We start from the raw sequence: 24296 nt of genomic DNA, 5'->3' as shown, positions 1-24296 counted from the left end.
CCTCAGCCCCAAAGTGCGTCCCGCACCGACTGCGGCCATAGCTCGACATCCAGCCCATGTTTTGAAAACAGTGCCAATGCGATGCGCTCCAGCCCGAAGCCGACGCATGCGGTGTGCGCAACCGTGCCATCTGCAAGGTTGAGGCCCCACTTCGCCCCAAAGGCGTCCTGATGGTAGTTGAAGCTCATGCAGGCCGTTTGATTGGTCGTGGATGTGACCGGCATCAGCAGTTCGAATTTCAGGTTCTGGTCGCGCTGATTGTTGGCCAGCATCTTTCCAGCGCGCCCGAAGAACGGGTCGTTGGCAATCTCAAGCTTCACATCAAGGCCGATCTTTTCCATCATCTCGACGCCACGATCCATCCATAGCTGGCGGAACTCCGTGACGTCGCTTTCGGTGCCCATGCGGACATATTCGCGCATGCGGAAAAGCTGCTGGCGGGCCGGATCCTTGGAGGGTTCATGGCGGAAGCAGTAGGACTGTATGTCGTAGAGACCACCATTCTCCGGAAGGTTTCCACGTTTTGCAATCGTCGGATAAAGCGGGTAGCAGGCCGCAGGCGTCAGCACGATGTCGGTAATCTTCTGGTCTTTTGTCCAGTCTGCGCCCTCATCCATGCTCTTGATCAGGCTGACGTGGTCCAGCTCGCAACCGCAAAAGGAATGGACGGTGCCAGCCAATTGCGGAAAGCTTTTCATGTAACCGCTTTTTTCGAAGTAAGCGCGGTTGATGCCGGGCGGGAAGCGGATGACTTCGGCCTTGTCAGCACCGCCGACTGTGCCGATCAGGCGCTCAAAGCCGGAAATGACATCCTCGAACTGTCCGCTGCGGCCATAAAGGCCATCAACGCCGGTATCGATCAGCAGGCCTTTGTCAAACAGGCGATCCAGAAACGTATTTTGCATGTCCATGGTGTGATCCTGAAAGGCCAGAGTTTATATTGAAAGACTGGTGTCCTGCTTCTGCACGAGCAGGAGATTGGCGGAATTGCTCAAGATTCTGTCGTTGGAGATCATCAGTTGCGCCGAGTGGACGTCGCGCAGGTGGCGACCGAGGCTGTAGGGCGTCCCGTTTTTGTAGCCCATGATGCCGCAGATCAGCATGGCGTGATTGACGATCTCGAGAATGGTCTCCGACGAGCAAATCTTGACGTTGTTCATGGCGATGGCGAACCCCATCGACATCAGCTTGTCGGGATCCGACTTGGTACTTTCATAGGCCTTGAGGCCGGCGATAACATTCGATTTGACAGTCTGCAGTTTGCTCGACACCTCTGCCAGACGGATAGCGCCCGGTGGGGCGACACCCGGTGATTTTCGTGCGGCGGAACGAACGAAGGCCTGTGCCCGCAAGACCGCGTCAGAGGCAATGCCGTACCAGACGCCACTCCACAAAAGATGCGATGTGGCCAGCATGGATTGCGCGGCGATTTCAGCAAAAGGCTTGGAGAAAATCTGCTCCGAGGGTGCTTTGCCCTTGAACAGGAAACCATCGGAGCAGGTGCCACGCATGCCCAGCGTGTCCCAGATATGGGTCCGCTCCAACGTGTACTGGTCTTTCAGGAAAACCGTCATGACCTGATCCGCGGGTGCAGCCGCTGCATTGGCGCGTGAGGTGATGAGAATGGCATCGGCGTGCGTGCCATAAGAAATGACGGTCGCGTCTTTTTCCAGCGTACACCAGGGACCGTCGACTTCGATGGCACAGATGGAATTGCGCATGTTGCCGCCAATGCCGCCTTCTGTCGTGGCGGACGCCAAAAGCAACTGCTCGGCGGCGACACGGCGCATGAAAGCCATGTGCCATTTGCTGCCTTCGCCATGTTCCACCAGGCTCGATGCCTTGATGTGATGCATGGCGAATATCATCGCGGTTGCAGAACAGGATTGGCCGAGGATGCAGCAAATATCGGCGATTTGCGCGATGCTGGCACTCTCTCCGCCGAGGTCAAGAGGTACCTGTATCCCCAAAAGACGTTCGGCGCGCAGGGCGTCGATGGCCTCTATCGGAAATCGTCCGGCGGTATCAACGTCGTCGGCATGCCGTGCCGCGATGGTCGCAACGCGCGAGGCGCGCGCCGTCAACGTGGCATCAGGCGGGGCGACCGACATGTTCATCAGGCTGCCTCTTTGCCATCGAGAATGGTTTTGACCGTGTCTTCTATGGACTTGATACTGGCGAAGGACTTGCGGTTGAGCATACTGTCTGGAAACTCGATATCGAATGCATCTTCGATGCCGAGCATCAGTTGAACGGACGCGAAAGAAGAAAGCCCGGCGGCGTAAAGGTCAGCCTCGTCTTCGATTGTATCGACCGGCACGGGGAGTTGACCAAATTTCGACAGTATTTCACGAATAGTTGAATTCATTCTCAGGTGTCTCCCTTTACGCCGCGTCATCATAGCGCATTCTTCGAGTTAAGCTCGAAAAAATAACATTCGAATAAATGGATAGGTTAACTTAGCGTAATTTTCCGCTTTTCAACAGTCTCCAGAGATGGCTTGACAAAATTGTGTGTCGGGTCTCTGATTGCGTCATTCACCAGGGGGGTCCCGTCAAGGGGCTGAGATACTGCTATCGCGCGCAGTGACCCTATGAACCTGATCCAGTTCATACTGGCGTAGGGACGGTGCAAACGCGGGAACAGCAGTTCGGTCGTGCCGAATTGGTCATATCCGTCCCGTGGTTTTTCGTCTTCATGCTCGAACTGGGTCTCCACTGTTTTTTTGCTTTGGAGCCTCACGATGAACATTGCCGCTAAAAATCTCTCTCCTGTCGTCACCACAGGTCCTTTGCCCGCTTCGACCAAGGTCTACAAGCCGGGCATCATTCACCCCCATATCCGCGTTCCCATGCGCGAAATCGCCGTACACCCCACGGCGGGAGAGCCACCTGTTACGGTCTACGATTCCTCCGGTCCCTATACCGATCCATCCCACGCCATCAGCATCGAAAGCGGTCTGCCCCGCCTGCGACACGACTGGGTCGTCGCGCGGGGCGATGTGGAGGCTTATGAGGGTCGTCACGTCAAACCAGAGGATAACGGCTTTGCCACCGGCGAACGTTTGACGCCGGAGTTTTCTCATCGTCATCAGCCATTGAAGGCCAGGGATGGCAAGGCGGTGACGCAGCTTGCCTATGCAAGGGCAGGAATCATCACGGCTGAGATGGAATACATCGCCATTCGCGAGAACATCGGACGGGAGGCGGCGAAGGACACGCTGGTGCGTGATGGCGAGAGTTTTGGAGCAAATATTCCAGATTTCGTCACCGCAGAATTTGTGCGCCAAGAAGTGGCGGCGGGCAGGGCAATCATCCCCGCCAACATCAACCACCCCGAGGCAGAGCCGATGATCATCGGGCGCAATTTCCTCGTCAAGATCAATGCCAATATCGGCAATTCGGCGGTTACGTCTTCCATGGCGGACGAGGTCGACAAGATGGTATGGGCCATCAGGTGGGGTGGCGATACGGTCATGGACCTGTCCACCGGGCGCAACATTCACAATATCCGCGAATGGATCATCCGCAATTCACCGGTGCCGATCGGCACTGTGCCGCTCTATCAGGCGCTGGAAAAGGTGGGCGGCATTGCGGAAGACCTGAACTGGGACGTGTTCCGCGATACGCTGATCGAGCAGGCCGAGCAGGGCGTGGACTATTTCACCATCCACGCAGGCGTGCGGCTGCATTACATCCCTCTGACCGTCAACCGCGTCACCGGCATCGTCTCGCGTGGCGGCTCAATCATGGCCAAGTGGTGTCTGCATCACCACAAGGAATCGTTTCTCTACGAGCATTTCGACGAAATCTGTGACATCTGCCGCGCTTACGACGTGTCGTTTTCGCTGGGGGATGGGCTGCGGCCCGGCTCTATTGCCGACGCAAACGATGCCGCACAATTTGCCGAGCTGGAAACGCTGGGCGAGTTGACGCAGATCGCTTGGGCGAAAGATTGCCAGGTGATGATCGAAGGCCCCGGCCATGTGCCGATGCACAAGATCAAGGAAAATATGGACAAGCAGCTGAAGGTCTGTGGCGAAGCGCCCTTCTATACGCTTGGGCCGCTGACAACCGACATCGCGCCCGGCTATGACCACATCACCTCCGGCATCGGGGCGGCGATGATCGGCTGGTTCGGCACAGCCATGCTGTGTTACGTCACGCCGAAGGAGCATCTTGGTCTGCCGGATCGCAACGATGTGAAAGTCGGGGTCATCACCTACAAGATCGCGGCCCATGCGGCCGATCTCGCCAAGGGTCATCCGGCAGCGCAGGTGCGTGACGATGCCTTGTCTCGCGCCCGTTTCGAGTTTCGTTGGGAGGACCAGTTCAACCTGTCGCTCGACCCGGAAACGGCGCGCTCCTTCCACGACGAGACCTTGCCGAAGGAAGCCCATAAGGTTGCCCATTTCTGCTCCATGTGCGGGCCGAAATTCTGCTCCATGCGCATTTCGCACGACATCCGTGCCGAAGCGCAGAAGGAAGGTCTGGAGGCCATGGCACAAAAATTCCAGCAGGGCGGCGACCTGTATATGCCCCTGGAAAAGCCGGTCGCAGGAGAATGAGATGCGGGTTCTCGTCAAAGGCGCAGGCGTCGTCGGTCTGACGGCTGCCTTCGAACTCGCCCGTCGTGGCATGGAGGTTGAAGTCTGCGAAACTTCAAGCGAACCGGGGCGCGGTGCGTCCTGGTATGCGGGCGGCATGCTGGCGCCGTGGTGCGAACGTGAAAACGCCGCGGAAACCGTGCTGACGCTTGGCCAATTGGCGCTTGACTGGTGGGATGAGGCGACGCCAGGGCTGGTGACGCGCAACGGAACGCTGGTCGTGGCTTCTGCGCGGGACAAAGCGGAGCTTTCCCGTTTTGCCTCCCGCACCACGGGGTATCGCTGGGTGGGTGAGGGCGAGATTGCCGCGTTGGAGCCTGATCTTGCAGGACGGTTCCGCACCGGCCTGTTCTTTGCTGGGGAGGGCCATCTTGATCCGCGGTTGGCTCTCGCTGCGCTTTACCAACGCCTCCTTTCCATGGGCGTTCGCTTCTGTCTTGGTGAGGGGACGGCGGATGACGCGACATTTGATCGTGTTGTCGATTGCACCGGCCATGCGCAAACCGGCAAGCTTTCCGGACTTCGTGGCGTGCGCGGCGAGATGCTGTATCTGGAAACGCATGAGGTCAGCCTGTCGCGTCCCGTGCGGCTGCTTCATCCGCGGATTCCGCTCTACATCGTGCCGCGAGAATCGGGGCGGTTCATGGTGGGGGCAACGATGATCGAGACGGATCAGGCAGGGCCGATCACGGCTCGCTCCATGATGGAGCTGCTGAATGCGGCTTACGCGCTCCACCCCGCTTTTGGCGAAGCGCAGATTGTCGAGACCGGCACCGGCATCCGCCCGGCATTTGCTAACAATCTTCCATGTGTCGCCGAAAAGGGCGGCACGCTTTTCATCAACGGTGCCCATCGGCACGGATTTCTGCTGTCTCCCGCCATGGCGCGACAGGCCGCCGAGATTGTCTTTTCAAAGGAGGTTTCCCATGCGGGTTGTCGTCAACGGGCAAGAGCATGATCTTGCCACAGCTACCCTCTCCCAGCTTCTGGCCGTGCTGGATTATGAAGGCGATTGGCTCGCGACAGCGGTCAACGGCGATCTCGTCCATGCTGAGGATCGGAGTGAATGTCGGTTGAAGGAATTAGACAGGATCGAAGTTCTGTCACCCATGCAGGGAGGATAGGTGATGTTGAAACTCTATGATCTTGAGGTCGGATCAAGGCTGCTTCTTGGTACCGCGCGCTATCCGTCGCCAGCGATTCTCGCAGATGCAGTGCGGGCAGCCAAGACGGATATTCTAACGATTTCGCTGCGACGGGAAATGGCAGGCGGCAGGCAGGGCGGGCAGTTCTTCGAGCTGATCCGTGAGCTGGACCGACAGATTCTGCCCAACACGGCCGGTTGCCATACCGCCAAGGAGGCCGTGCTGACGGCAAAAATGGCGCGGGAGGTGTTCAGGACCAACTGGGTCAAGTTGGAGGTGATCGGCAATCACGATACGCTTCAGCCGGATGTCTTTGCACTGGTGGAGGCTGCGCGCATTCTGAATGATGAGGGTTTCGAGGTGTTTCCCTATACGACCGATGACCTGGTGGTGGCGGAAAAGCTTGTGGATGCCGGATGCAAGGTGCTGATGCCTTGGTGCGCACCGATTGGCAGCGCCATGGGGCCGCTCAATATTACAGCACTGCGCTCCATGCGGGCACATTTTTCCGATGTACCGATGATCGTCGATGCCGGTCTTGGGCGGCCATCCCATGCCGCAACCGTCATGGAGCTTGGCTATGACGCGGTGTTGCTCAACACGGCGGTAGCTGGTGCCGGAAATCCCGTCATCATGGCCGGTGCCTTTGCGAAGGCGGTCACGGCAGGGCGCGAGGCCTATCTTGCCGGCATGCTGGAGCCACGCGACATGGCGGTGCCTTCGACACCCGTTATCGGCACGGCAGTGTTTTCCTGAACCGTTGACAAGAGCGAGCGGCGGCGGGATACCGGCAGGAACGAGCCTCAAGAGGTACCCAGACGTGCACAATCTGCTGACCGATATCGAAGGTGTGGCTGTTGGCCATGCCACCGATCTTCAACTCGGATCGGGTGTCACTGCCATCGTCTTCGACCGACCGGCGATTGCCTCCGGTTCTGTTCTCGGTGGTGCGCCGGGTGGTCGGGAGACGGCGTTGCTTGACCCGTCCATGACGGTGGATATGGTGGATGCGCTCGTCCTGTCCGGCGGCTCTGCCTTTGGGCTGGATGCCGCGGGCGGCGTGCAATCGGGGCTTCGCGAAACGGGTCGTGGTTTCGCCGTGGGGTCGACACGCGTTCCCATCGTGCCGCAGGCCATTCTGATGGATTTGCTGAACGGGGGAAACAAGGATTGGGGCCTGCATTCGCCCTATCGCGACATGGGTTATGACGCATTCAAGGCTGCGACCTCTCAGCCCTTTGCGCTGGGTAGCGTGGGCGCTGGCACCGGTGCGACCACGGCGACCTTCAAGGGCGGGCTGGGGTCTGCCAGTGCTGTAACGTCGGGCGGTCATAAGGTTGGAGCGATTGTCGCCGTCAACGCGATGGGATCCGCGACGGTGGGAACCAGCCGACATTTCTGGGCCGCCCCTTACGAGCGCGACGGGGAATTCGGCGGGCTCGGTTTGCCGCAGCAGTTCTCAGCTACCGATACGGCCATGCGCATCAAAGGCGTGACGCTTATTGCGACGACCATCGGCGCGGTGGTGACGGATGCAGTGCTGACGAAAGCACAAGCACATCGGCTTTCGATCATGGCGCATGGTGGACTGGCCCGTGCCATTCTGCCGTCTCATCTTGCGGGTGATGGCGACACGATGTTTGCCGCTGCCATGTGCAGCAAGCCCATGAGCACCGCGAGTGACTTTACCGAGCTCTGCCATCTGGCAGGCATGGTGGTCAGCCGGGCCATTGCGCGTGGTGTCCACGAGGCCACGGCTCTCCCGCATGACGGCGCGCAAAAAGCGTGGCGGGATCACTTCGCCGGAGTGGCCGCGTGAAAGACGAGGCGGGGAAAGAGCGACTGAAAACGGTTTTGCGGATCGATTTTCCGCCCGCTGACAGGTTGGGACGCGGTAAGATCCAGCTGATGGAGTTTATCGTCTCCACCGGCTCCATCTCTGCTGCCGGACGCGCGATGGACATGTCCTATCGCCGTGCCTGGCTTTTGGTGGATGCCCTGAACCATATGTTCAACGAACCGGTGATCGAATCGCAGCGCGGCGGAAGTCAGGGTGGTGGCGCCGCGTTGACGGACTTCGGCCGCGCGTTGCTCGATCGTTATCGCGGTATGGAGCAACGTCTGGACGATGCCCTGAGAGCCGATCTCGATTGGCTCGAATTCCATCGCAGGCAAGATCAGTAGGGATCGAGTGCTGCCGATTTGATGACGGCAAAGATCGGCATTTCCGGCGTCAAGGCGAGCCGTTCGACGGACATCCGCGTGATGCGCGACAAGATGATGTCGCTGTTGCAATTCACATGCACCATTGCCATCCCATCATCCAACAGGACGATATCTGCGATACGCCCTTTCAGAATGTTGAGTGCGCTCAAACCTTCCGGCTTGACCGTCGCCAGCATCACATCGCGGGCCGGAATATGAACGCGAACCGGGTGCCCGACTTTGGCCGATATTGAGGGCACATGCAGAACCAGTCCCCTCAGCCTGATCGTGGCAAGGCCATGCGCGCCATCGAAGGCGTCTACGCTGCCCGACAGAATGCTGCCGATCTCACGCCGCTCCAGGTAAGCGTTGAAAGCCGGGCGCGACAGGATTTCCGCTGCCGGGCCAGCGGCGTCGATCCGGCCGTCTTTCATGACGACGATCTGATCGGCGAGGCGCGATACCTCTGCGACGGAGTGGCTGACATAGATGATCGGTATCTTCGTTTCATCACGAAGCCTTTCAAGATAGGGAATGATCTCGGCCTTGCGTGCCTCATCCAGTGCTGCCAGAGGCTCGTCCATCAAAAGAAGACGCGGCGACGACAAAAGGGCACGCCCGATCGCCACGCGCTGCTTTTCACCGCCCGACAGCTTTTCCGGGCGCCTTTTCAGCAGTGCTCCGATGCCAAGCATATCGATAATACCCGCGCTGTCTGCCTCCACACTGGTCTTGCCGGAGAACCACCGGCCATAGTGCAGGTTTTGCTCGACGGTGAGATGCGGAAACAGGCGCGCCTCCTGAAAGACAGTGCCGAAACGCCGTTTGTGGCATGGCGTAAACACGCGGTTGGCGCTGTCTGCCAGCACGGTATCATCGAGCTTCAATACGGCTTGGTCCGGTCTGGTCAATCCGGCGATGATGCGGATCAGCGAAGTCTTGCCGGAGCCGGAGCGACCGAACAGTGCGGTCACACCTTTGCCAGCGGTGAGATCGGCATCCAGCGTAAAGGCGTCCAGCCGGTGTTGGACCGTGAGCGTCAGCGTCATTGTGCATTCACCCTGTTACCGACGATACGCGCCAGATATTCCGACGCCAGCAAGGCAACCATGGAAATGGCGATTGCAACCAGTGTCAGCCGCATCGCACCCGCATCACCGCCCGGAACCTGCGTGAAGGTGTAGATTGCCGCCGATAGGGTCTGTGTTTCTCCTGGAATGTTCGAAACGAAGGTGATCGTTGCACCAAACTCCCCCATGGCCTTGGCAAAAGCGAGGATCATGCCTGCGATGATGCCGGGCAGAGTCAGCGGCAATGTTACGGTGAGAAAGACCCAAAGGGGGCTTGCACCCAGAGTGCCCGCCGCTTCCTCCAGTTTGCGATCAACGGCTTCGATCGACAGACGGATGGAGCGCACCATCAACGGAAAGGCCATGATGGCGCAGGCGAGTGCCGCCCCCGTCCAGCGAAATGAAAAGACGATACCGAAATACTGATCGAGAAATTGGCCGATCACGCCGCGACGTCCGAACGTGACGAGGAGAATGAAGCCGGTCACGACCGGCGGCAGGATGAGAGGGAGGTGGACGATGCCGTTGAGCAGCGATTTGCCCCAGAACTGGCCACGCGCCAGCGCCAGGGCAATCAGGATGCCCAGGGGAAGGCTGGCAAACATGGCGATGCTGGAAACCCAAAGGCTCAACCGTATCGCCGTCCATTCTTCCGCACTGAGAGTGAGCCAATCCAATTTGCCATTCCTGTCGATAGAATCGTGAAAGTCCGACCTTACTTCAGAATGGTAAACCCCTGCTTTTCAAAGAAAGGGGCAGCCTTCGCCGATTTCAGGAATTCGAGATAGGCAGTTGCCGCGAGGCTTTTGGTATTCGAGAGAATGGCAACCGGATAGATGATCGGCTCATGGCTGTCCTGCGGGAAGGTGCCGACGATCGTGACGCCTTTGTCGGCGGCGGCATCTGTCTGGTAGACGATGCCGTAGGGCGCTTCACCGCGGGAGACGAGGACAAGCGCTGCACGCACGCTTTCCGCGCCAGCAACCCTGCTTTCTACAGATGACCAGACGCCAAGCTTTTCCAACGCGGCCTTGCCATATTTTCCAGCTGGAACACTATCCACTGCGCCCATGGCCAGCTTGCCGTCACCCACCAGCGTTGCAAGATCAAAACCCTGCTTGATCTCGACAGGCTTTGCCTTATCGGCAGGCGCAACCAGCACCAGACGGTTGCCCAGCAGGTTGGTGCGAGTGTCGTCTTTGATCAGCTTTTTTCCGGCGACATAATCCATCCAGGCCAGATCGGCCGAAATGAACAGATCGGCCGGCGCACCCGCTTCGATCTGTTTGGCCAGAGCAGAACTCGCGGCATAGGAAACGGTGGCTTCGTTCCCGGTTTCCTTGGCCCATGCGCCGTTTGCCTCATCAAGCGCGTTCTTCATGCTGGCGGCGGCAAAAACAGTGACCTTGTCCTGCGCAAAAACCGGTGCAGACAGGCCAATGCCCGCCACCACAGAGCCGATAACTGCCGCAAGAATGGTTCTGATAAGACGACGACGAATTTCCATACCCTTTGCCCCTTTAGTAAAATATCCAAACGAATATATCGAAACTGTTTAGAGATACGGCTTTATATTTTCAAGGATATAACGGTAGATGACGGCCACGTGGTGGCGATTGCTACATCGAAGACCGGAAAAGCGGAACATTTCGTTTGGGCAATCAGAGCAACTTTGCCGCTGGCTGCTATCCGACTCCTGAACCAAAATCTCAATGTGCTCGGTCTGTCCTGTACCGCAACAGACTACGGCTCTCGACAGGGCCTGAGCAGCGGATGTTTAAATCCGCTCGCCTGCGAAATGCGCGATCTGTGCCCCTGCTTCGTAATAGGCTTCTCTCAATGCAAGCACAGTACGGGCTTGTGGTGTGCTAATGGGTAAGGGCAGGTCGTCTTCTGCTATATCGCCCGCTACATGCGCGGCCAGCGTTTTGCCGAAGACTGTTCCCGGTGCGATGCCGCGACCGTTGTAGCCACAGAAGCCGACAACATTTTTTGCGAATTTGTGGAAGCGTGGCACCGAATCGTCCGTCATGCCGATCTGGCCGTACCACTCGCATTCAAATTCGATCTCACCCAGCTGTGGGAAGAGACGCTTCATAGCGCGCTTGGCCCATGCGGGGTGAATATGAGCGCCGGTGTTGCGCAACGCTCCGACGCTGCCGAATACGAGGCGCCCTGCCTTGTCCATGCGAAAGGAGGAGAGGATTTCGTTCGTGTCCCAACAGCCTTCACGGTTCGGCAGGATCGTTTGTCGAAGATTATCGCCCAAGGGTTTGGTCGCGACATTGAAATAGGGGAGGTAGACCTGCTCTTCGCGGACCATTTTCCACGGGCCTGTGCTGTAAGCCTCTGTTGCGACGATGACCCAATCGGCGCGAACCGAGCCGCTTTCTGTTGTTACCACCCAGCCGTCACCATCCGGCTGGCTATCGATAACGGGGCTTGCGGTATAGATTGTGGCACCAGCGGTCTGCGCCGCCTTCGCCAGACCCCTGACATAGGCAAGCGGCTGTAACGTGCCCGCACGCTCATCCAGCAATGCGCCGCTATAGGCAGATGAGCCGACGCGGCTGGCCGTTTCCTGTGCATCCAGAATGCGTACCGGCGCACCACGTGCAGCCCACTGGGCGCATCGTTCGCGAATTTCGGCGAGCCCCTTGTCGCCCACGGCGACATGAAGCGTGCCGTGCTTTTCAAGCTGGCATTCAATCCCGTGCTTTTCGATGATCTCGCGCACGAGGAAAGGAGCATTGCCGAGAAGGTCGAGGAGACGTTCGCCATAAACAGGACCGAGCACGTTGGGCAGTTCCTTGGGCATGACCCACATGCCGCCATTGATCAAACCGACATTGCGGCCAGCGCCCCCAAAGCCGATCTCCTTGCCTTCCAAAACGATGGCCTTGATGCCGCGCTCAGCCAGATGCAGAGCCGCGGAAAGACCGGTAAAACCCGCGCCGACAACGACGACATTCGTCGTCTCATGACCTACGAGCGATGTGGTGAGTGGTGGAGGTGGCGCTGTTTTTTCCCAAAGGCCGTGAGAGCGTGGATCATTGTACATTGAGGTCACCCAAGGATGCGGAAGCAATGTGTGCCGTTCTTCGGCCGTGCCGATCCTTCACACATATCGGTCAGCTTAATCCTGCCCGGTACAGGAGACTACCGACATATCGTCATCATGTCATGCCGGGCGGGAATATGGTCGCCCTATCTGTCCTCGGTCATGACAGGTTGGTTGGACGGCGAGGAAACAGGCTTGAAACAGATGCTCAGCTCGGACAATAGTGCAGCATAGCGCAAGGCGGTCTGCCATGCGTGCTTTCAATTCGTGACGGGAAACACATCATGAAGCCCATTTTCGTTCAGCTTCAATGCACGCCCGGCAAGACCTATAACGTTGCCGATGCCATCTATAAAACGGAGCTCGTATCCGAGCTGTATTCGACGAGCGGAGAATATGATCTTCTCTTGAAGATTTATCTTTCGACCGACGAGGATGTTGGCAAATTCATCAATGAAAACATCGTCAATATTCCAGGTATCGTTCGGTCTTTGACGACGCTGACGTTCACGGCATTCTGATTGTCAGTCTTGAAGGCACAAAAGGCGTCGTCTCTTTTGAGGCAACACCTTTTGACTGATCTCACAGACCTGAACACGACAACAATCTTGGCCACTCAAGCGCATGGGCAACTGTTTTTAGACAAGGGCTGCGACGTTGCGATCGCGCACAAGGTTGCGAATGGCAAGCCGTACATCATCGGCGCTGTCGAAGCGCTGTTCGTCTAGGTCGTGAACGTGATACTTCACAGCAATGAACTTCAGACGGTTGTTGTCCGGGACAACGATCCCAACCGGTTCACCAGCGAATTCAATAACTTGCTTTTGCATCATACATACTCCCACTGTGGCTTGGCACACAGCATTTCGTCGAATCGAATTTGAAGAAAGATGGACCGTCAGGTCACATTCGACAGCAGCGGGAACACATGGATGTGTATCCGGCACTCACAAACCGCTCGTCAAGGATTGCGGCAATGCGTTTCATATTTGACATGTCACTCTCCCTGCTTGGTATGGATCCGGAGGACTGGAGACAACCTTCTCCAGCAGACTCACTGATACTCCAGATTCGCGGCGTAATCAATGATTTTCAATATAGGTAGAATATTTTTCTTTATGATGACAGGATGGGGGCGGAATTGTGAAATTTTTGTTTCTTTGCCCAGATGCGGACGAGCCGTTGATATGCCGCTCTTATTAGCGGCATCTATTCCGCCGATGGCGGGTAGATGTGATCGTTGCCGTTGAAATCGGAAATGGAATAGCAACCCTCTGGCTGTTTCGCTGCCGCATTCTGACCTATGACGGCTTTTCCATGGCCGCCGGGAATATCCAGCACATAGGTCGGCTGACACAGACCGGAGATATATCCGCGCATGGCCGCTATGATTCGCTGGCCGTCCTCAATATTCATCCGGAAGTGGCTGGTGCCTGGGGCAAGGTCAGGATGGTGGAGATAATAGGGTTTAACCCGCGTCTCCACGAAAGCGCGCATGAGATCGGCGAGGATGTCAGGGGCGTCATTGATACCTTTCAACAGAACCGACTGGCTGACCATTGCGATGCCAGCGTCAATCAGTCTTGCACATGCGGCCCGCGCTTCCTGGGTCAGCTCGCGGGGGTGGTTGGCATGGAGTGCGATGTAGGTCGTCTTGCCGCTGGACTTCAGAGCTTCAATCAGTTGCGTTTCGATGTGGCCGGGATCGACAACCGGCACGCGTGTGTGAAACCGCACGATTTTGACATGCGCGATTGCCTTCAGGCCCTCCATGATGGCTGTCAGACGCCGTGGCGAGAGCACGAGCGGATCGCCGCCCGTCAAGATGACCTCCCAGATTTCTTCATGGTCCCTGATGTAGGCGAGGGCCGTTGACAGCTCGTCGGCGCCCATCGTGCCGTTGCCCTGTGGGCCAACCATTTCCCGGCGGAAGCAGAAGCGACAATAGACCGGGCATACGTGCACGGCCTTCAAGAGGACACGGTCGGGATAGCGGTGGACGATACCGGGAACGGGACTATGCGCTTCGTCGCTGATGGGGTCAGCCCGCTCTTCCGGCGTTTGCAGCAGTTCTGCCTCACTTGGCAGGAACTGTAACCCGATCGGGTCGCTGGCATCGTTTCCATCGATGAGACCGGCCATAGCAGGCGTGACAGCCACCGCGTACCTCTCGGTGACGCGACGAACGCTTTCCAGTCTGCTTTCATCGATGAGACCCGCGTCTACCAGGTCTTCCGGCGATTTCAGGCTGCGGACGGTCATGATCCGTAACCTGCGACAGGTGCCCACATGACCAGATCGATGCGTGGTGCGCCGGTGGCCAGCATCACCAGGCGATCGAAACCGAGCGCAATGCCACTTGCCGCAGGCATGACGGCAAGTGCGGCGAGAAAGTCGTTGTCGATCGGGTAGGTTTCACCATAGACGCGCTGCTTTTCTGTCATTTCGATCTCGAAACGACGGCGCTGCTCGGCTGCATCGGTCAGTTCACCGAAGGCATTGGCCAATTCCACCCCGCAGGCATAGAGTTCAAAGCGTTCCGCAACGCGTCCATCTCCGGGAGAGCGACGGGCAAGGGCCGCTTCGCTGGTGGGATATTCGTCCAGAATGGTGGCGCGCCCAAAGCCCAGCTTTGGCTCCACCCGTTCCACGATGACGCGGCTGAACATATCGGCCCAGCTGTCGTCACTCGCTACACGAATTCCGGCCTTGTTGAGCTGGCGAGCAAGGTGATCCCGGTCCGTTTCACCGTTTTTGTCGATGGTCGCCAGTAGATCGATGCTGCCGTAACGCTGAAAAGCCTCAGCGACACTCAGTCGCTCAGGTTCCAGAAACGGATCGACACTGTGGCCGCCATAGGTGAAGCTTGTCGTCTTCATCGTCTCGGCAGCCAGAGCCAGCAGATCAGCACTGTCGCGCATCAGGGTCTCGTAAGTCTCGCCGACGCGGTACCACTCCAGCATCGTGAATTCAGGATGGTGTAAAGGGCCGCGCTCTCTGTTGCGGTAGACATGCGCGAAACAACTGATCCGCCTTTCCCCCGCAGCCAGCAGTTTCTTGCACGCAAATTCCGGGGATGTGTGCAGATAAAGCGGAGCATGCTCACCGCTTGTGGTTATTCCGGTTGTCGCGAAGGCATGGAGATGCGCCTCGTTGCCCGGAGAGATCTGTAGCGTGGCCGTGTCGACCTCCAGAAAGTCGTCGTCTGCAAAAAAGCGACGGATGGCTGCCTGGATAGCGTTTCTTCCCAAAAGAAAGGGGCGGCGATCCTGATGCACATCGGGCGTCCACCAGGCGGACGTTGTGTGAAGGTTTGAGCCCATCTGCTGCTTTCTTTGCGATGCCAACTGTGCCGTAGTATCGAATTATCCGAAATCCGTGGCACAGTTTTCTGTTCGATGCGGTTGGAGGCTGGCAATTCCTGCGGATTTAAGGTAGGTGCGCCCCATAAAACATAAAAAACGTCCATCGGGTCGATGCAGCCGCGCGGTCCTTTACGACGCATTTCATTGAGTTACAAGGAAATCCTATGGTCAAGGTTATCGCCTCATCCGTGCGCAAGGGCAATGTTATCGACGTCGATGGCAAGCTCTATGTCGTTCTCACCGCCAACAACTTCCATCCCGGCAAGGGTACGCCCGTGACGCAGGTCGATATGCGTCGCATCTCGGATGGCGTGAAGGTTTCGGAACGCTGGCGCACGACCGAGCAGGTCGAGCGGGCATTTGTCGAAGACTTGAACTTCCAGTTCTTGTACGAAGACGGTGAAGGTTTCCACTTCATGAACCCAGAGAACTACGACCAGGTCGTCGTGGATTCCGAGACCATGGGCGACCAGAAGGCCTATCTCCAGGAAGGCATGACCTGCGTGTTGTCGATCCACGAGGGTCTGCCGCTGGCAGTTATTCTTCCCCGTCATGTCACACTTGAGATCATGGAAACCGAACCGGTCGTGAAGGGCCAGACGGCATCGTCGTCCTACAAGCCTGCGATCCTGTCCAACGGCATCCGCACGATGGTGCCGCCCCACATCGACGCCGGTATCCGTGTTGTTGTCGCGACCGAAGACAATTCCTATGTCGAGCGCGCTAAGAGCTGATCTTCGCAGCCAGTCCTGTTTGAGAAAAGCCTCGGAGTGATCCGAGGCTTTTTTCGTTGTCCGCACTGCGCACAAAAAATCCCGCAACTTTCGTTGCGGGATGGATGTCCGGATCAATCGTGGATCGCCGGTTTACATGCCCTTGGGCGTGTTGGCCGCCATGATGGTGTTGGACGCCTTTGTCGGGGCGCCGACGGCATAGCCGCCACCCAGTGCAACGCTCAGCCGCACATAGTCCTGCGCGGTTGTCTGAACGGCTGTCGCAAGGTTGGCCTGTGCCGTGGACACCTGACGCTGCGCATCGAGAACGTCGAGCAGCGAGGACGCACCATCACGGTAGCTTGCTGTCGCGAGCGACAGGGCTTCTTCATAGGACTTGACGGTTCTGCGCAGCGCATCTTCTGTCTGCTTGTCGCGGTTGACCGCAGCAAGTGCGTTCTCAACCTCTTCCATGCCGTTCAGCACGGTTTCCTTCCATGCCAGGTACTGCTCGCGAGCGGCAGATTTGGCAATGTCCACATTCGCACGCAGGCTGCCACCATCAAGGATTGGCAGCACGAGACTTGGACCGAAGGACCAGGAGTTCGATGTTCCGCGCGAACCGTTGTTGGAAAGGTTCACGTAGCTTGGCGAAATCGAGCCACTGATCGTGATGCTTGGATACAAGCGCGATTCGGCAACACCAATCTCCGCGACAGCCGCGGCCAGATTGCGTTCAGCCACACGGATGTCAGGACGGTTGCGGATCAGGTCGGCTGGAATACCTGTCAGCGGCGCCTTACGAGCGACTGGCTGACGTGCACCGCGCTGCAATTCGACGACCAGCGACGATGCCGGCATGCCCAGTAGCGTTGCAATACGATGCGCCGCTTGACGGAAGCTTGTTTCCAGGCCCGGCATGTCCGCAAGTGTCGAGTTGACCAGACCTTCTGACTGAACGACATCGAGACGAGACGCTGCACCGGCTTCAAGCTGAAGCTTGGTCAGGTCGAGCGTTTCTCGGCGTGACTTCAGGTTGGCGCGGGCAATTGCCAGTCGCTCCTGATAGAAACGAACGTCGATATAGGCGGAAACCACGGATGAAATCAACGTCAAGCGCTGAACGTCGGCCGTGGAATAGGCGGCATCGAGGGACGCTCCGGCGCTTTCCTTGGCGCGGCGGTATTGGCCGAAGAGATCCAGCAGCCATGATGCATCAAGCGCGCCGCCTGAGACGTTCTGAACGGAGGAGCTATTCGACGGGAAGCTGCCTTTCGTCTGCGATGTCGTGTGACTGCCAGAGCCGGTCAGGCTTGGAAGAGCGCCTGCACCCGCAACGGTGATCTGGGACTGGGCCTGATTGATGCGCTCGATGGCCTGAAGAACTGTCAGGTTCTGCGCCAGACCTGTCTCGACATAGCCGTTAAGGCGGCTGTCGTTAAACGCGTTCCACCACGCAACTGTCGCAACGTCACCATTGCTGGTCTTTCCGCCTTCAGCGAATTTGACGGGAAGCTGCGCTTCTGGAGCCTTATGGTCGGGACCGACAACGCAACCGGAAAGCAGAAGCATCGTGAGAGGAATGGTAACACGAATAGACGGCATGAAATTATCCCAATTTAATTTGGCGCATTGAGCACCTCAGTCGAAACGAGCGACGCACTGCTGTGGGCTGAAAAGATGCGGTTCACAATTGCCAACATTTCTAACAGCGTCTTGCGGTTTTGCTAGCATGTTTTTGGTTTGTTAACGTTTAGATAGGCCCCGAATCATGACGAAAAACGATGGAATGAAGAAAATTCCGAGGAGTGTTGCAGAAAGCATACCACCGAGAACGCCGATACCGATCGCATTCTGCGCCGCAGAGCCTGCGCCGCTGGCAATGGCCAAGGGAACAACACCCAGGATGAAAGCGAGGGAGGTCATGATGATGGGACGCAATCTGAGCTTTGCAGCCTCAAGTGTGGCGTCCAGAAGACTCAAGCCGTGCTCCTGCCGTTCCTTGGCAAACTCCACAATCAGGATCGCGTTTTTCGCCGCAAGGCCGATCGTCGTCAGAAGACCAACCTTGAAGTACACGTCGTTCGACTGTCCGAAGAAGTGCGCTGCAGCCAAGGCGCCGAGGACACCGACGGGGACAGCCATGATGACGGAAAACGGGATCGACCAGCTTTCATAGAGCGCCGAAAGGCACAGGAAGACGATCAGAACCGAGAGCGCATAAAGCAAGGGTGCCTGCGATCCGGAGAGACGTTCCTGAAAGGACAATCCAGTCCAGGCGACTGAGTACCCGCCGTCCATCTGGGAAACGATGCGTTCCACCTCGTTCATCGCATCACCAGAGCTTACGCCTGGAGGTGCGGCGCCTTCGAGGGAGAAGGCGTTGGCCGCGTTGTATGCAGAGACGGATGGCAAACCGTTCACCCATTTTGCGGTCGTGAATGACGTGAAGGGTACCATCTCGTTGCCCGAATTTCGGGCGTTCCAGTATTTCAGGTCTTCGGCCTGCATGCGGTATGGCGCATCAGACTGCACGTAAACCTTCTTGATCTTGTTGTTGAGCGTGAAGTCATTGACACGGCTGCCGGCAAAGATCGTGGTCAGCATGGAGTTCACTTCCGAGGTGCTGAGGCCCATCGCCCCAAGCTTTTCCTGGTCCAACTCGAGCTTCACCTGACTTTCCTGATCGCGGTCATTGGCACGCATTGCGGTGATCATACCGCTTGAGTTTGCAGCCTGGATGAGTTGCTTTGATGCGCTGACAAGGGCGTCACCTCCCCGGTTTCCACTGTCCACCAGATACATGGAAAAGCCACTGGAGTTGCCAAGGCCCTGAATGGCCGGTGGGAGAATGGGGAAGACCTGTGCTTCGCGGAAGGTCATGAACGTTCCCATCGCGCGCTGGACAACTGCCGAGGCCGCCGTATTCGGGTCCGTTCGCTGATCGAAATCTTTCAGCTTTGCAAAGACGAGGGCATAGCTTTGTCCACTGCCGGTAAAGCTGAAGCCGTTCACGGCAAAGATACTGTCGATGACGTCTTTTTCCTTGTCGAGATAGTAGTTCTCAACTTTTTCGACGACCTTTGCGGTTTGTGCACTGGTCGAACCGTTGGGCAGCTGAATGATCGTCATCAACACGCCCTGGTCTTCCTGTGGCAGGAAGGATGAAGGCAAGCGGGAGAAGAACCAAGCACATCCTCCCACGACGATTGCGAACATCAAAAGCACACGCAACGGCCGCTTCAGAAGATAGGCGATCGAGCTGACATATCCCGTGGTGGTCCGGTCAAAGTTACGGTTGAACCACGCACCAGGGCCACGGGTCTTCTTTTTATGATCGATGGGCTTCAACATCGTTGCGCAAAGCGCCGGCGTCAGAACGATGGCTACGACAGCAGACAGCAGCATTGCCGAGACGATGGTGACGGAAAACTGACGATAGATGATGCCCGTCGATCCGCCGAAGAAGGCCATGGGAATGAAGACCGCTGTCAGAACCAGCGCAATACCGACGATGGCACCGGTGATTTCGCCCATGGATTTCTCGGTGGCTTCCAGCGGGCTCAAACCCTCCTCCGACATGATGCGCTCGACGTTTTCAACAACAACGATCGCATCGTCGACGAGGAGACCGATGGCAAGAACCATCGCAAACATCGTGAGCGTGTTGATCGAGTATCCAGTGAGCGCCAAGATGCCGAAGGTGCCGAGAAGTACAACGGGAACCGCAATCATCGGAATGAATGTGGCACGCAGGTTCTGAAGGAAGACCAACAGCACGACGAAGACCAGTACGATGGCTTCGATCAGCGTGTGCACGACTTTTTCGATCGAAAGTGAAACGAACGGTGTCGTATCATAGGGGTATATGACTTTGACGTTCTGCGGCAGGGTTGGAGCGACTTGCTCCAGTTTTGCCTTGACCAGAGCGGCTGTGTCGAGCGCGTTGGCACCCGTTGCCAGGTTGACGGCGAAACCGGAGGCAGGCTGGCGGTTCGAACGTGAGGTCGAAGCGTAGGTTTCCTGACCGATCTCAACGCGCGCAACGTCACTCAGCCGCACATTGGCCGCTGTATTGTCGACCTTGAGAATGATGCGCTCAAAATCGGAAACGGTCGTCAGCTGGCTTTGTGCGGTCATCGTGACGTTGATCTGCTGACCTTCCACCGAAGGCAATCCGCCCACCGAACCAACGGAAACCTGCGTATTCTGCGACTGAATGGCTCCCGTGACATCCGCTGGCGTCAGCTGGAATTTCTTCAGCTTGAAAGGGTCGAGCCAGATGCGCATCGCGTAAGCCGAACCAAAGGCGTTGATATTGCCGACGCCCTCGATGCGTTTCACCTGATCTTCGATCTGGGTGGAGAATATGTCGCCCAGATCGGCCGACGAACGCTTTCCATCCGTGGAAACCAGGGCGCCCACCAAAAGGATACTCGACGTCGACTTTGTCACTTCGATGCCGAGATCCTGAACGACGGATGGCAATTGCGAGGTGACGAGTTGGAGTTTGTTCTGAACCTGCACCTGGGCAATATCGCTGTTGACGCTATTGTCGAATGTCAGAGTGATGCTTGCCGATCCGGTGGTCGATGACGAGTTCATATAGGTCAGCCCATCGAGGCCGGTCATACCGTCTTCAATGATCTGCGTAACGGTTTTTCGCACAGTATCGGCACTCGCGCCAGTATAACTTGCGCTGATGCGGATCGTCGGTGGAGCAATTTCCGGATATTGGGAAATCGACAAGGTGCTGATAGCCAGCACGCCGCCCAACATGATGACGATGGAGATGACCCAAGCAAAGATCGGTCGCCGAATGAAAAATTTTGACATATCTAGTTCCTGATCACGATGTTGCCGAGCATGTCTTCAGACATCATGATTTCGGCGCGGGAGCTGGCGCGGCCTGAGCGCCCGACTTTTCAATGATAGATCCCTTTTCATCGATTTCGACCGGTATGGGATTGACGGCGGCATTGTCGGTTATCCATTGAAACCCGTCCGCAATCAGCTTGTCGCCATCCGCAACATTCTCCGTAACAAGCCAGTTGTTTCCGGACAGCTGGCTGGACGGGAAGGTTCTGGTCTCGACCTTGTTGTCTGCCGTCACGAATTTTGCGGTCAACTCGCCATTGGCGTTTCGGCTGGCTGCCCGTTGGGGAATGAGGTAGCCGATTTCCTTGCCAATGGTGATTGTGGCGCGAACATACATTCCTGGAAGAATGGTGTTGTCGGGATTTTCAAACAGGGTGCGTATGGACACTGTGCCCGTTGTCGTGCTGACGGCCATTTCCGACATGTCGAGTTTGCCGACGCCGGGATATTCCGACCCGTCTTCAAGCGTCAAGCGAATGTCTGTCGTCTCGCTGTTGTCGCTTCGCTCCAGCTTTCCAGCCTTGATCGCAGACTGCAAACGAAGAAGGTTCACACTGGATTCGTTGAGCTGGATGTAGATGGGATTAATCTGGCGAAGCGTGGTCAGGGAATCGGTCTGGCTCGCGGTGACGACGTTTCCGATCGAGAAATTCGTGGCGGATGTCACGCCGTCAAAGGGAGCGCGCACATCAGTCAAGGACAGGTTGATCTGCGCCGTCTGCAAAGTGGCACGTGCTTCTGCAACAGAGGCCCTTGCCTGGAGCAAAGTCGTGCGCGCATCTTCGAATTCTTTTTGAGACGCGCCACTATTGGCGAGGCGCTCATAGCGCTGCAAATTCGCTTCGGCTGCGGGAACGCTGACTTCAGCACGCTCCAGGGCGGCCTGCGCTTCGGCGAAAGCGGCCTGATACGTATCGTCATCGATCTTGTACAAGACGTCGCCCGATTTCACGAAGCCGCCTTCCTTGAAGGCGATCTGTTTGATGATCCCGCTGACACGTGGACGAATAGCGGCGATCTGGAAAGCTTCAGCGCGACCGGACAACAATGTCGTCAGCGGGTAGTCGCTCTTTTTCATGGAGATGACGCTGACTGGCGCAGGCGGGCGCTGCGCACCTTGTGCCGGAGCCTGCTTTGTATCTTCGCTATCGCTGCAGCCGGCAACAACGCCCGCCATGAGCAAGATGGTGAATAGAGGAGCGAGACGGCTTTTCATCGTTTTTCTCATGTTCAACGGTCGCAATTCAGTGCTGCTGTGACGGGGCCTGAGCGTTTTGCTCCGGCGGGTTCAATCGGCGGGCAGATCGTCAGGACGGCATTTCAGGAACAGGTGACGTATATGTGTTATCGTCACTTAGCAATCCCATACCGCAGTGCACAATCTATCAGTCGCGCCAGTTCCTGACTTCGTGTTGCTAAAATGTCGACTTCCTCATGGGCGATCAGCGCGGGATGCAGGACGCTTATCAATGCCATGAGTGCTGTACGTGCCGAGGTGTCCACGTCTGTCTGCGCATAGATCCCCCCCGCTATTCCATCTTTGATAATGGCGGCCAGAAGGTTTGTGATAACATTCTCATAATACTGGCCGCACGCAAGTTCTCTTTTGGCCGTCATCAGAATCATTTCGAAGATGTAGGGATTGTCGTTCAGATCGCGACGGTGGTTCTCCATCAGGCTGCGCGCCAGATGGCTCAATCTTTCGAACGGTGAATGCGTCCCGTCGAGCGGGTCCAGCTTCTGTTCCAGCAAACGGATTTGCTGGAGGAAAATGGCGTCGACAAGCGCATTCTTAGAGTGAAAATGCTTGAACACGTTGGCAGGCGACATGTTGAGCGCAGCGGCGATGTCGGCGATGGAGACCGACCCGAAACCGCGCGCACGGAAAAGCCGTTCCGTCATGGCCAGAATATCGCGACGGGTTTCTTCGGCGGAACGACGCTGGCGCTGCCTGGGCACGCCTGTTTCGTCTTTTTTCGATGAGATCTGTCCGGATACTTTTGTCAAAATCACGCTCCCTGGAAAAACGGCTCCAGATTTTTTCGTACTCTATCAAACACTGTTGCTTCACGATCGTCAGCCCGAAAGACGTCTCCGGTGATACGTTCGAAGGCTTCGATATACACTTTGGATGTCTGGATCACGAGGTCCTCGGGAATCTCGGGAATTTCATCCTTATAGGGATCGCAGCGCTCGGCCACCCAGGAACGAACGAAATCCTTGTCGAAACTGTAGGGGCGGGTGCCGCTCGTAAAAGCTTGCTCGTAGCTATCGGCCATCCAATAGCGGCTGCTATCTGGCGTATGGATTTCGTCAGCAAGGATGATCTTGCCATCTTCGTCTGTGCCGAATTCATACTTTGTGTCTACCAGGATGAGGCCTCGCTTGGCCGCGAGGTCCTGCCCACGCTTGAACAAGGCCAGCGCATATGTGGAAAGCGTTTCCCATTGCTGCTGCGTCAGCAATCCCTTTTCGATGATTTCGGCGGGCGTGAGTGGCTCATCATGGCCGCCATCGAACTCTTTGCTGGTCGGCGTAATGATCGGTTCGGGTAGCACCTGGTTGTCTTTCATTCCTTCAGGAAAGGAGACGCCATACATCTGTCGCTCGCCGTTCTTATAGAGTGTCAGAATAGAGGTTCCCGTTGTTCCGGCAAGATAACCACGCACGACGATTTCGACCGGCAGAATATCCAGACGCCGGCCAATCACGACATTCGGATCGGGATAGGAGACAACATGGTTCGGACAAATGTCTTTCGTCTGTTCGAACCAGTATCGCGCCGTTTGTGTCAGAACCTGCCCCTTATAAGGTATGCAGGTCAGGACGCGGTCGAAGGCGCTGAGACGATCTGTCGAGATGATAATGCGATTGCCGTCGGGCATGTCGTAGTTCTCGCGAACCTTGCCGCGATAATAGTGGGGAAGTTCAGGAATGGCGGCTTCTGCAAGAACACGCACGGGACTGTCCAATCTCTCTCTATAAGGGGGTGACCGGCGCAGACAGGCCGGAGAGTATGAGAGACCCTATCGCACGTTTTAAGCGGAAGAACCAGTATCGCCTTTTACCGCCATATTGAGAGGTGAAAATGTCATATATCCTAAAAACCCATTATAATCATCGGGTTATAAAATATGTCATTTTTTCTTCATCCGTGCTGTTGACTTGTTTGATTGGTGTCCTCTATAAGTCCGCTCACTGACGAGGGCGGCGGCGCTGCTAGCGACGATGTCCTTCGTTCTGGAGAAAACTG

At 56.9% G+C, this 24296-nt stretch carries 23 protein-coding genes and 1 riboswitch; of the genes, 8 read left to right on the top strand and 15 right to left on the bottom strand.

Going from position 1 to position 24296, the window contains the following annotated elements:
- Positions 1 to 2 precede the first annotated feature (2 nt).
- Genes GGQ73_RS10850 through GGQ73_RS10840 form a run of 3 tightly spaced genes read right to left on the bottom strand, consistent with a single transcriptional unit; the run spans position 3 to position 2368 of the window.
- Positions 3 to 911, bottom strand: coding sequence for an amino acid--[acyl-carrier-protein] ligase (locus GGQ73_RS10850; RefSeq protein ID WP_183896196.1), 909 nt, complete (start codon positions 909 to 911; stop codon positions 3 to 5).
- A gap of 24 nt (positions 912 to 935) precedes the next feature.
- Positions 936 to 2117, bottom strand: a complete 1182-nt coding sequence (locus tag GGQ73_RS10845; RefSeq protein WP_183896194.1) for an acyl-CoA dehydrogenase family protein — start codon at positions 2115 to 2117, stop codon at positions 936 to 938.
- Positions 2117 to 2368, bottom strand: coding sequence for an acyl carrier protein (locus GGQ73_RS10840; protein ID WP_174154191.1), 252 nt, complete (start codon positions 2366 to 2368; stop codon positions 2117 to 2119). Before GGQ73_RS10840 ends, GGQ73_RS10845 begins: the two co-directional genes overlap by 1 nt.
- Positions 2369 to 2532: 164 nt before the next feature.
- Positions 2533 to 2644: riboswitch (TPP riboswitch) on the top strand.
- Positions 2645 to 2743: 99 nt separating this feature from the next.
- Between GGQ73_RS10840 and thiC the strand changes: the two genes are divergently transcribed.
- The 6 genes from thiC to GGQ73_RS10810 all read left to right on the top strand — a co-directional run bounded on the left by thiC (position 2744) and on the right by GGQ73_RS10810 (position 7935).
- On the top strand, positions 2744 to 4567 hold the full coding sequence (gene thiC / locus GGQ73_RS10835) for a phosphomethylpyrimidine synthase ThiC (RefSeq protein WP_174154190.1): 1824 nt from the start codon (positions 2744 to 2746) through the stop codon (positions 4565 to 4567).
- A gap of 1 nt (position 4568) precedes the next feature.
- A complete protein-coding gene (gene thiO, locus GGQ73_RS10830) occupies positions 4569 to 5564 on the top strand; it encodes a glycine oxidase ThiO (protein WP_183896192.1) in 996 nt (331 codons plus the stop codon).
- The gene (gene thiS / locus GGQ73_RS10825; protein WP_174154188.1) at positions 5533 to 5730 is read left to right on the top strand and encodes a sulfur carrier protein ThiS; all 198 of its coding nucleotides are present in this window, start codon (positions 5533 to 5535) and stop codon (positions 5728 to 5730) included. Before thiO ends, thiS begins: the two co-directional genes overlap by 32 nt.
- Before the next feature lie 3 nt (positions 5731 to 5733).
- A complete protein-coding gene (locus GGQ73_RS10820) occupies positions 5734 to 6507 on the top strand; it encodes a thiazole synthase (protein WP_183896190.1) in 774 nt (257 codons plus the stop codon).
- 64 nt (positions 6508 to 6571) lie between these two features.
- Positions 6572 to 7570 carry a P1 family peptidase gene (locus tag GGQ73_RS10815; RefSeq protein WP_183896188.1) on the top strand — a complete coding sequence of 333 codons (999 nt, stop codon included), beginning with the start codon at positions 6572 to 6574 and terminating at the stop codon, positions 7568 to 7570.
- Positions 7567 to 7935, top strand: coding sequence for a winged helix-turn-helix domain-containing protein (locus GGQ73_RS10810; protein ID WP_183896186.1), 369 nt, complete (start codon positions 7567 to 7569; stop codon positions 7933 to 7935). The genes GGQ73_RS10815 and GGQ73_RS10810 overlap by 4 nt, the downstream gene beginning before the upstream one ends.
- Here GGQ73_RS10810 and modC read toward each other — a convergent pair.
- The 4 genes from modC to GGQ73_RS10790 form a co-directional block, all read right to left on the bottom strand.
- Positions 7929 to 9005 (bottom strand): molybdenum ABC transporter ATP-binding protein, encoded by a 1077-nt coding sequence (gene modC, locus GGQ73_RS10805; RefSeq protein ID WP_183896184.1) that lies wholly within the window; start codon positions 9003 to 9005, stop codon positions 7929 to 7931. The genes GGQ73_RS10810 and modC overlap by 7 nt on opposite strands.
- A complete protein-coding gene (modB, locus tag GGQ73_RS10800) occupies positions 9002 to 9703 on the bottom strand; it encodes a molybdate ABC transporter permease subunit (protein ID WP_174154183.1) in 702 nt (233 codons plus the stop codon). The genes modC and modB overlap by 4 nt, the downstream gene beginning before the upstream one ends.
- 38 nt (positions 9704 to 9741) lie before the next feature.
- On the bottom strand, positions 9742 to 10533 hold the full coding sequence (gene modA, locus GGQ73_RS10795; RefSeq protein WP_183896182.1) for a molybdate ABC transporter substrate-binding protein: 792 nt from the start codon (positions 10531 to 10533) through the stop codon (positions 9742 to 9744).
- Positions 10534 to 10803: 270 nt separating this feature from the next.
- Positions 10804 to 12087 (bottom strand): NAD(P)/FAD-dependent oxidoreductase, encoded by a 1284-nt coding sequence (locus GGQ73_RS10790; protein ID WP_183896180.1) that lies wholly within the window; start codon positions 12085 to 12087, stop codon positions 10804 to 10806.
- 284 nt (positions 12088 to 12371) lie between these two features.
- On the opposite strand from GGQ73_RS10790, the gene GGQ73_RS10785 reads away from it, so the two are divergent.
- Positions 12372 to 12608, top strand: coding sequence for an Lrp/AsnC ligand binding domain-containing protein (locus GGQ73_RS10785; protein ID WP_183896178.1), 237 nt, complete (start codon positions 12372 to 12374; stop codon positions 12606 to 12608).
- A gap of 117 nt (positions 12609 to 12725) precedes the next feature.
- Here GGQ73_RS10785 and GGQ73_RS10780 read toward each other — a convergent pair whose 3' ends face one another.
- The 3 genes from GGQ73_RS10780 to epmA all read right to left on the bottom strand — a co-directional run bounded on the left by GGQ73_RS10780 (position 12726) and on the right by epmA (position 15410).
- Complete coding sequence (locus tag GGQ73_RS10780) at positions 12726 to 12917, bottom strand: hypothetical protein (RefSeq protein ID WP_174154179.1); 192 nt, start codon at positions 12915 to 12917, stop codon at positions 12726 to 12728.
- Positions 12918 to 13296: 379 nt separating this feature from the next.
- The gene (locus GGQ73_RS10775; protein WP_183896176.1) at positions 13297 to 14349 is read right to left on the bottom strand and encodes a lysine-2,3-aminomutase-like protein; all 1053 of its coding nucleotides are present in this window, start codon (positions 14347 to 14349) and stop codon (positions 13297 to 13299) included.
- Positions 14346 to 15410 (bottom strand): EF-P lysine aminoacylase EpmA, encoded by a 1065-nt coding sequence (epmA, locus tag GGQ73_RS10770; RefSeq protein ID WP_183896174.1) that lies wholly within the window; start codon positions 15408 to 15410, stop codon positions 14346 to 14348. Before epmA ends, GGQ73_RS10775 begins: the two co-directional genes overlap by 4 nt.
- 206 nt (positions 15411 to 15616) lie before the next feature.
- On the opposite strand from epmA, the gene efp reads away from it, so the two are divergent.
- Positions 15617 to 16186 carry an elongation factor P gene (efp, locus tag GGQ73_RS10765; RefSeq protein ID WP_174154176.1) on the top strand — a complete coding sequence of 190 codons (570 nt, stop codon included), beginning with the start codon at positions 15617 to 15619 and terminating at the stop codon, positions 16184 to 16186.
- A gap of 132 nt (positions 16187 to 16318) precedes the next feature.
- Here the strand turns inward: efp and GGQ73_RS10760 are convergent, their stop codons facing one another.
- From GGQ73_RS10760 to GGQ73_RS10740, 5 genes are all read right to left on the bottom strand, one after another.
- Entirely contained in the window at positions 16319 to 17770 is a 1452-nt protein-coding gene (locus GGQ73_RS10760) for an efflux transporter outer membrane subunit (RefSeq protein ID WP_183896172.1), read from the bottom strand.
- Between the two features lie 141 nt (positions 17771 to 17911).
- Entirely contained in the window at positions 17912 to 21001 is a 3090-nt protein-coding gene (locus GGQ73_RS10755) for an efflux RND transporter permease subunit (protein ID WP_183896170.1), read from the bottom strand.
- A 43-nt stretch (positions 21002 to 21044) separates the two neighbouring features.
- A complete protein-coding gene (locus GGQ73_RS10750; protein ID WP_183896168.1) occupies positions 21045 to 22259 on the bottom strand; it encodes an efflux RND transporter periplasmic adaptor subunit in 1215 nt (404 codons plus the stop codon).
- A gap of 134 nt (positions 22260 to 22393) precedes the next feature.
- Complete coding sequence (locus tag GGQ73_RS10745) at positions 22394 to 23056, bottom strand: TetR/AcrR family transcriptional regulator (RefSeq protein WP_412762971.1); 663 nt, start codon at positions 23054 to 23056, stop codon at positions 22394 to 22396.
- Entirely contained in the window at positions 23053 to 24003 is a 951-nt protein-coding gene (locus tag GGQ73_RS10740; protein ID WP_183896166.1) for a phosphoribosylaminoimidazolesuccinocarboxamide synthase, read from the bottom strand. The genes GGQ73_RS10745 and GGQ73_RS10740 overlap by 4 nt, the downstream gene beginning before the upstream one ends.
- Positions 24004 to 24296 lie beyond the last annotated feature (293 nt).

Source organism: Rhizobium skierniewicense (assembly GCF_014196515.1).
Taxonomy (GTDB): Bacteria; Pseudomonadota; Alphaproteobacteria; order Rhizobiales; family Rhizobiaceae; genus Agrobacterium; species Agrobacterium skierniewicense.
The sequence above is the reverse complement of the archived record's forward strand: the minus strand, read 5'-3'. Positions and strand labels throughout refer to the sequence as shown.

What these genes read in the sequence shown, in the direction of transcription:
- GGQ73_RS10850 (WP_183896196.1), bottom strand. Translation starts at nt 911, where the DNA reads ATGGACATGCAAAATACGTTTCTGGATCGCCTGTTTGACAAAGGCCTG.
- GGQ73_RS10845 (WP_183896194.1), bottom strand. Translation starts at nt 2,117, where the DNA reads ATGAACATGTCGGTCGCCCCGCCTGATGCCACGTTGACGGCGCGCGCC.
- GGQ73_RS10840 (WP_174154191.1), bottom strand. Translation starts at nt 2,368, where the DNA reads ATGAATTCAACTATTCGTGAAATACTGTCGAAATTTGGTCAACTCCCC.
- thiC (WP_174154190.1), top strand. Translation starts at nt 2,744, where the DNA reads ATGAACATTGCCGCTAAAAATCTCTCTCCTGTCGTCACCACAGGTCCT.
- thiO (WP_183896192.1), top strand. Translation starts at nt 4,569, where the DNA reads ATGCGGGTTCTCGTCAAAGGCGCAGGCGTCGTCGGTCTGACGGCTGCC.
- thiS (WP_174154188.1), top strand. Translation starts at nt 5,533, where the DNA reads ATGCGGGTTGTCGTCAACGGGCAAGAGCATGATCTTGCCACAGCTACC.
- GGQ73_RS10820 (WP_183896190.1), top strand. Translation starts at nt 5,734, where the DNA reads ATGTTGAAACTCTATGATCTTGAGGTCGGATCAAGGCTGCTTCTTGGT.
- modC (WP_183896184.1), bottom strand. Translation starts at nt 9,005, where the DNA reads ATGACGCTGACGCTCACGGTCCAACACCGGCTGGACGCCTTTACGCTG.
- modA (WP_183896182.1), bottom strand. Translation starts at nt 10,533, where the DNA reads ATGGAAATTCGTCGTCGTCTTATCAGAACCATTCTTGCGGCAGTTATC.
- GGQ73_RS10790 (WP_183896180.1), bottom strand. Translation starts at nt 12,087, where the DNA reads ATGTACAATGATCCACGCTCTCACGGCCTTTGGGAAAAAACAGCGCCA.
- GGQ73_RS10785 (WP_183896178.1), top strand. Translation starts at nt 12,372, where the DNA reads ATGAAGCCCATTTTCGTTCAGCTTCAATGCACGCCCGGCAAGACCTAT.
- GGQ73_RS10780 (WP_174154179.1), bottom strand. Translation starts at nt 12,917, where the DNA reads ATGCAAAAGCAAGTTATTGAATTCGCTGGTGAACCGGTTGGGATCGTT.
- GGQ73_RS10775 (WP_183896176.1), bottom strand. Translation starts at nt 14,349, where the DNA reads ATGACCGTCCGCAGCCTGAAATCGCCGGAAGACCTGGTAGACGCGGGT.
- epmA (WP_183896174.1), bottom strand. Translation starts at nt 15,410, where the DNA reads ATGGGCTCAAACCTTCACACAACGTCCGCCTGGTGGACGCCCGATGTG.
- efp (WP_174154176.1), top strand. Translation starts at nt 15,617, where the DNA reads ATGGTCAAGGTTATCGCCTCATCCGTGCGCAAGGGCAATGTTATCGAC.
- GGQ73_RS10760 (WP_183896172.1), bottom strand. Translation starts at nt 17,770, where the DNA reads ATGCCGTCTATTCGTGTTACCATTCCTCTCACGATGCTTCTGCTTTCC.
- GGQ73_RS10755 (WP_183896170.1), bottom strand. Translation starts at nt 21,001, where the DNA reads ATGTCAAAATTTTTCATTCGGCGACCGATCTTTGCTTGGGTCATCTCC.
- GGQ73_RS10750 (WP_183896168.1), bottom strand. Translation starts at nt 22,259, where the DNA reads ATGAAAAGCCGTCTCGCTCCTCTATTCACCATCTTGCTCATGGCGGGC.